The sequence below is a fragment of the Thermoanaerobaculia bacterium genome, from assembly GCA_035717485.1.
In the GTDB taxonomy this organism is placed as follows: domain Bacteria; phylum Acidobacteriota; class Thermoanaerobaculia; order UBA5066; family DATFVB01; genus DATFVB01.
This window is the reverse complement of record DASTIQ010000050.1, coordinates 1-2,592: the sequence shown is the minus strand read 5'-3', so window position 1 is coordinate 2,592 and position 2,592 is coordinate 1. Positions and strand designations below refer to the sequence as shown.

1 protein-coding gene is annotated in these 2,592 nt (G+C 67.4%); it reads right to left on the bottom strand.

Going from position 1 to position 2,592, the window contains the following annotated elements; translation table 11 throughout:
• Positions 1-119: 119 nt before the first annotated feature.
• Positions 120-2,592 (bottom strand): protein kinase (locus tag VFS34_02675; GenBank protein HET9793341.1); only part of this gene is annotated, 2,473 nt, incomplete at its 5' end.

The following is a 2,592-nucleotide window of genomic DNA, read 5'->3' as shown; positions in this document are numbered from 1 at the left end:
CGCTAGCGCCAGGCGCGTAACTGGCCGCGTCCGCAGGGCGCGAGCAACCGAGGTGAAGAGGATCGCGTTCTGGGAGGCCGGCGCGTTCCAGCGCTCTGCGCGAGCGCGACCGGCCGACGTTATTTCTTGGTATCCGCCGTCCAGTTCAGGGCCACGGTGATCGGGGAGCGGTCCGTGCCGCCGGTCACCTGGTTGACGAGAAACCGTGTCCCGTCGCGCGAGACCTGGAAGCCCGTGCGCGAGAGCGTCACGCCCCAGGCGGGAACGCGCACGGGGAAAAGCTTCGCCGGAGTTCCGAAGGAGAGGCCCGTTCCTTTCTTCTCGACCGGAACGGCCATGATGTCCTGCTGAGGTGAGAGGTAGTAGAGCTCGGTCCCGTCCGCCTTCCACGTCGACTGGTCGCCCCCGGACGTCGAGACCTGCCACTTCTCGTCTCCCCCGGGGAACAGACGGACGTAGATCTCTTCGCGGCCCGATTCGCTCGACGTGTAGCTGATGAATCGGCCGTCGGGGGAGAACTGCCCGTGCGCCTCGTCGAACGGTGTCGCGAGGTAGGTCACGGGCTTGCCTCCTCCCGAGAGCGGCAGGAGAAACAGGTCGAGGCTTCCCTTCTGGGTCTGCTGCTCGTACAGCAGGAACTTGCCGTCGGGCGAGACGGCGTCGGGATAAACGGAGCTCCCGTTCGATTGGAGCAGAACGTGCTTGTCTCCCGTGCCCGCCGAGTTGACCTGGTCGATCTCTTTCTGCAGGCCCACGACGCTGCCGCTCGAATAGATGACGCTCCGGCCGTCCGGAAGCCAGACGGCGGTGCTTTCGCTCCCGGGATCGTAGGTGAGCCGGCTCTCGATTCCGCGTTCGAGGTCGAGCCGCCAGAGGTCGTTGGTCCCCAATGCGGGATCGTTTCTCTCGAAAACGACGAATCTCTGGTCGGGCGAGAGCGCGAGCTCGTCCTGTTCTCCGGCCGATCCCACCGCGGAAAGCTTCTTGCCCTCCCTGTCGAGCCAGGCGAGCTGCGAAACGCTCGATACCCCGCTCCGGACCGCCAGAACGCCGTTGCCGGAAACGGAGAATCGCGCGTATCCCGTCGGCTGCGTGTCGCCGAGCGCTTCCACGTCGGCGACGACCGGAAATGGCGCGGCGAGCGTCTCGAGCGTCTTCGCATCGAACCTCTGGGCGACGAGAGCTTTCTGGCGGATGTAGAGCAGGAATCCCGGAGGGGAATACGCGATCGTCGACGCCGCCTCGGCGACGAAGCGCCTCTTCGTCGACCCGAGCTCTCCCACGTAGATTCCCGGCTTCCCCGAGGCCGAACCCCGCACGAGGTAGAAGTAGTGGCGCCCGTCGGGGAGAAACGAGGGCCAGCGGTGGCTTCCCTCCTGGCCGCGGGGATCGAGAACCGTTTCGGCGACGGGCTTGCCGCCGTCGGCGGAAACGCGAAAGAGGGCGGTCCCGGTGTCGGGCGCGTACAGGATCACGCCGTCCCGGTTCCACGTTCCTCCGCGACCGTTCGACGCCGGGGCCAGGGTTTGGACGGATCCCGTCGCCAGGTCGTATCTCTTGAGCGAACCCCCGACGAAGAATCCGAGACGAGATCCGTCGGGCGACCAGAACGGAAACGAGGCTCCGTCGGTTCCCGGGAGCTCCTTGACGTCGGTCGCCGAGAGGCGGCGCACGTAGAGCTTCTGCTTGCCCGCGGCCGACCCTTCGAAGACGAGCTGGCTCCCGTCCGGCGAGATCGCGAGGCCGTACCCGAATCGAACGTCGGGCGGTGGGGAAACGTCGAAGCGGACCGTCGAGGCGGACTCTTCGTGCCGGCGAAGCTGCATGGCGGTGAGGGCCAGGAGACCCGCGACCGCCGCGATCGCGATCCCCCACGCGAGCTTCTCTCGGTTCTTCCTCCGCGAAACGACGATGGCGGGCGCGCCGGCCTGCGATCCCGCCTGGCCGATCCAGCGAAGCTCCGACATGACGTCGCGCGCGGACTGCCACCGCTCCTCGGGGTCCTTGGCGAGACAGGTCTTCGCGAGGCGGTCGAGAGCCGGCGGCGCCATCGGCGCGAGCTCCGAGATCGGCTTCGGCTCGTCGCGCAGGATCGCAGAGACGAGCGAGGCCTGGCTCGCGCCCGTGAAGGCCTTCTTGCCCGTCGCCATTTCGTAAAGCACGCATCCGAGCGCGAAGATGTCGGTCCGAGGATCCGCTTCCTTCCCTTCGAGCTGCTCGGGCGCCATGTACTGGAAGGTGCCCATCACCGTGCCCTTCTGGGTGAGCGGCCGCGACGCGCCCATCTGGGTGGGGAGGGACGAGAGGTCCGGCTCGCGCCGCTCGGCCGCCGTCTTGGCCAGGCCGAAGTCGAGGAGCTTCACGCCCGACTTCGTCAGCATGACGTTGCCGGGCTTGAGGTCCCGGTGGACGATGCCGGCGCGGTGCGCGCGGTCGAGCGCGTCGGCGATTTCCATGCCGAAGCGGATCACCTGGTCGGTGGGGAGCGGTCCCTTCTCGACGCGGTCGGCGAGCGTCTGACCTTCGAGGAGCTCCATGACGAGGTACTCGACGCCGTCGGCGCTTCCGACGTCGTAGAGCGTGCAGATGTGA